Here is a 3,017-nt window from a genome sequence, read left to right on the forward strand (position 1 = left end):
TCTTCCATATCGACTTCCTCTGGACCGTCGTCCCCGAACCCGTAGACCTTTCCGTAGAGGTCCGGGTTGACCGCAAGGAGTAGATCCTTGAAGTTGTCTACTCGGGCGAGTCCGCTAGCGTCTTCATCACATCGGATGAGATAGGCGAGGAGTCGGAGGTGGAGCCCGTTGATGTCGGGACCGGTGAGTCTTCCTGCGTCTCTGAGGAGTCTTGCGTACCGAAGGAGGTCCGCAGACTCCTGGAGGATAAAGAATCCACCGCCTCCAGTGCCTCTGCCTGTTTGTTAATCAGGTCGATGTACTCGGAGAAGAGATATTCGCCAACCGGCCAATACCAATTCTGCGTACAGTAGGTGAACTTAGCCCGTAGATGCTGAGCGCGGTCAGGTCCGATGGGAGGGCACCAATTCTCTTCGCCATCAACGGTGGTGAGAGATGCCGCCACGTGAGCCCAGGCATGCGCCTTCACCTGGCCGAAGGTGTCCTGGTAGTCCTTGGCGACGAGGGCAGCGATAAGCTCCTCATCAGCCTTCAGCGTACGGAAGGTCCAAGTGTGGCCCCAACGTGAAGTCGAGGCTTCGAGATGACCTAGCCACGCTAGGCCGTCTACCGCTTGGTTTACTTCCGGAGAGAAATCTTCAAAGGAGGCCAATACTGTACTTTACTTGGAGGGACTAAACTGTGACTGAGGACTGGCGACCATTGCGCATCGCCAGGGCGTCATTGGCGTCCGCGTTATCGCGGGTCATGTGCGTGTAAGCAATCGTGAGGCGCTTGGTGATCTCCATCGTTCCGATTTCGATGGTCTCCCCGTCCTCTACATTAGTGATCACGCAGTTGTGGAAGCGCTCTGCGTATGGAGTCGGGTTGATTCCACGAATCGTCGGCGGCTGAATCAGCTTCACAACGGTGATAGGGTCCTTCAGCGCGGCTACGCGGATGAAGATGTTCACGAGGTCGATGGAGCCAGCGATGTCCGCTAAAGCGTCCCACACCTTGTGGTTGTACAACTCGTAAAGCTCTAGCGTCAGAGTGCCGATGTTCTGTGCGGCTGGCGTGATGATCTCGATGGCGTAAGGCTCATCCAAGGGGTGGATTGGCGTAGGTCCCGGGCCAACTGGCGTTGGAGCGGTGTGCGCGATCTGACGGCAGAAGCCAATCGGTGATGTGCGCCAATAGAATGCCGTGAAGCCTGAGCCACCGACACGTGTACGTGCGCTCTTACCTGAGATTAGCGTCTGTGTTGTACCTTGAATAAGATCAGCCATGTTCAACCCTTACTTAGAGAGTAACTGCCGCGCTTGTAGTAGCTTGCCCACTGAGGTCTAGCGAGAAGACGACGTTGACGTAATTCAGCGGGAAAGCCGGTAGGTAGCTAAAGCGGCACTCCACTGTTGTGGGGTCATTTGTCGTTGTACGTGCTTGTACATTTGCGTACTCAACAAGCTCCCGATTCTGACGCAGGGCCTCTAGCACACCGATCACTGCATTCTTGACAACCATCGGAGCGTTACCGTCTGCGGGCACCGTGCCGATGATCTGGGTGTCAATCGTGTCGCGGATGGACTCGATCATGCGGTGCTTTGCGCGGACGACAGAGAGTTCACGGCGAGCCGTAGCGGTGTTGTCAGTGGTGAGTCCGTGACGGACCTGGATGGACGCTCCCTTAGACTCCACAACCAGAAGGCCTGCGCCAGCATCGGCGTCCTTGCTGGCCTTATCCCGTGGATCCTCGATGCTGACAAATCCGGAGAGCGCCTTGCGAGTGATTGGAGTAGCCACCGGGCGAGCCGCGACCATGCCTGCAATTGCCGCGGCGACATACTGGCCACCGAGGGTGACCTGTTGACCGGTTGGAAGTGCCCGGTTGAAGCGAGAAGGAGAGACGAGAACGGTCTGTTCTGCTACAACATCGCCAGAGGCGCGCAGCGCTGCCGCAGCGTTCTGTAGTTGGCTGGCCGTTGCGCTCTGAAGACCAGACATCAACACGATGTACTGGCCTTGTAGTTGCATGAAGCGAACGTGATTCTGATTCGCTGTGATCAATGCCTGCTGAGCATTGGTGTCCAGGTCGGTAGCGTCAAAGGCCGGGGCTAGGACATTGACATCTTCGATGTCTCGGAGGCCGATGAGGGTCGTCTGCCACGTACCGGCGGATGCGGCTTCGTTTGTGGTCGGCTGCACGCGCACGTTGCTGGTGAGCTTAAAGAGTGGCTGGCAGACGATGCTTTGAGCGCCGTTCTCAAAGGCGATGGACGCCATCGCAGATAGCGGCGTTACGACGCCATTGGCATCGAAAGCCTGTCCATAACGCTCTTCGATGGCTCCTAGGGAGTCCAGGCGCGTCGCGTAGTAGTACTTCTGTGGAAGGAAGCGGTAAGTGAAGGAGAGTACTCCACCGTTGGCCGCTAGGTTGCTAGTAGCGTGGAAGGTCAGGCTGACCCCGGTACCCGAAGCGGTAGCATTATTGGTCAGCGTGATGCTGGTGCCGCTAGCGATGGCCAAGATAGTGGTGTTGGCCGGGATGCCTGTGCCGACGACCGTCATACCTGGGGTCAATCCAGCCGTGCTGGATAGGGCGGTCACGGTTGGCGAGGTGTTGGTCGTTGTACCCGTAAGGATGATGTTTCCGGAGCCTGGCGTGATCGTAATGGTTAACTTGTCACTGGCGAGAGTCGTTGTAAAGTCAGCGCCTTCGACGTAGACACAGGATCCTGAAGCTCCAGCCGTGGGATCCAGCAGATCGCGTACACCTTCGAAGCTGGTGTTCGTGTCAACCTTCTGGAAAACCGCTCCTTGGGGAGCAGTAATCGTCTTAGGAGTGCCTGCGCTATCAAACGTGACCTGCGCCACGCCAACCTGATAGCCAGAGGCCAGGCCGACGATGCCGATCTGAGCCGAAGCCGCAAGGAGCGGGTTGACAGAAGGAGAAAATAGCTCCTGTACGTTGACGCCGGGTGGGTTGTAAGCGAGAGCCATGCTAACCTTTACCTCGTTGCATTAACGAGTTTTGAAGC

The 3,017-nt window shown here is 57.1% G+C and carries 2 protein-coding genes; both read right to left on the bottom strand.

The genetic code is table 11. The annotated features are described in order from the left end of the window. Positions 1-674 precede the first annotated feature (674 nt). The gene (locus JWR61_RS28085; RefSeq protein ID WP_301930961.1) at positions 675-1,268 is read right to left on the bottom strand and encodes a hypothetical protein; all 594 of its coding nucleotides are present in this window, start codon (positions 1,266-1,268) and stop codon (positions 675-677) included. A 13-nt stretch (positions 1,269-1,281) separates the two neighbouring features. After that, positions 1,282-2,979 carry a hypothetical protein gene (locus JWR61_RS28090; RefSeq protein ID WP_301930962.1) on the bottom strand — a complete coding sequence of 566 codons (1,698 nt, stop codon included), beginning with the start codon at positions 2,977-2,979 and terminating at the stop codon, positions 1,282-1,284. Between the last annotated feature and the right edge of the window lie 38 nt (positions 2,980-3,017).

Source organism: Ferruginibacter sp., assembly GCF_028288465.1.
In the GTDB taxonomy this organism is placed as follows: domain Bacteria; phylum Bacteroidota; class Bacteroidia; order Chitinophagales; family Chitinophagaceae; genus Ferruginibacter.